The sequence below is a fragment of the Kitasatospora sp. NPDC059803 genome, assembly GCF_042732255.1.
Classification (GTDB): domain Bacteria; phylum Actinomycetota; class Actinomycetes; order Streptomycetales; family Streptomycetaceae; genus Kitasatospora.
In genome coordinates this window covers 1-1133 of sequence record NZ_JBHWIJ010000592.1, presented here as the reverse complement: position 1 = coordinate 1133, position 1133 = coordinate 1, and the positions used below count along the sequence as shown (strand labels likewise).

Annotated in this window: 1 protein-coding gene; it reads right to left on the bottom strand. The window is 77.6% G+C overall.

What is annotated here, in order from left to right:
* Window positions 1-74 precede the first annotated feature (74 nt).
* A complete protein-coding gene (gene meaB / locus ACFV6I_RS39710) occupies window positions 75-1031 on the bottom strand; it encodes a methylmalonyl Co-A mutase-associated GTPase MeaB (RefSeq protein WP_063347780.1) in 957 nt (318 codons plus the stop codon).
* Between the last annotated feature and the right edge of the window lie 102 nt (window positions 1032-1133).

Below are 1133 nucleotides of genomic sequence, written 5' to 3'. Positions count from 1 at the left end.
GCGCGGGGGGCGGCGCCGCGCCCCCCCCCCCCCCCCCGGGGCCGCCCCCGCGGGGGGCGGCCCCTGCGCCGTCCTCAGGCGCGGGTGAGGCCGGCCACGAGTTCGTCGGCCGCGCCGTACGGGTCCAGTTCGCCCGCCACCACCCGCTCGGCCAGGCCGGCCAGGTGGCGGTCCCCGCGCAGGTCGCCGATCCGGGTGCGCAGTTCGGCCAGCGCGATCGCCTCGATCTCGTCGGAGGCCCGGCGGCGGCGGCGCGCCGCCAGTTCGCCGTGCTCCTCCAGCCAGGCGCGGTGCTTCTCCAGCGCCTCGACCAGCTCGTCGACGCCCTCGCCGCGGGCGGCGACGGTCTTGACGATCGGCGGGCGCCAGTCCCCCGCCCCGCGGGCCTCGCCGAGGCCGAGCATGTGGTTGAGCTCGCGCGCGGTGGCGTCGGCGCCGTCCCGGTCGGCCTTGTTGACCACGAAGACGTCGCCGATCTCCAGGATCCCGGCCTTGGCGGCCTGGATGCCGTCGCCCATGCCGGGGGCGAGCAGCACCACGGTGGTGTCGGCCTGGGCGGCGATCTCCACCTCGGACTGGCCCACCCCGACGGTCTCGACCAGGATCACGTCGCAGCCGGCCGCGTCCAGCACCCGCAGGGCCTGCGGGGCCGTCCAGGACAGCCCGCCGAGGTGGCCGCGGGTGGCCATCGAGCGGATGAACACCTCGGGGTCGGTGGCGTGGTCCTGCATCCGGACCCGGTCGCCGAGCAGCGCGCCGCCGGAGAACGGCGAGGACGGGTCGACGGCCAGCACCCCGACCCGCTTGCCGAGCCGCCGGTAGGCGGAGACCAGCGCCGAGGTGGAGGTGGACTTGCCGACCCCGGGCGAGCCGGTCAGGCCCACCGTGTAGGCCTGCCCGGTGTACGGCGCGAGCGCGGCCATCGCCTCGCGCAGTTGCGGGGCGGCGTTCTCGACCAGCGTGATCAGCCGGGCGACCGCCCGCGGCCGGCCCGCCCGGGCCTGTTCGACCAGCGTGGCGACATCGATCATCGGGAGCTCCTAGCGCGGAGGGCGTTGGGGGGTGCGCGCCGGCCCCGGGCGGGCGCCCGCCCCCAAGAAAAAGAAGAGAGGACCCCCGCGGGCCGGGGGGGA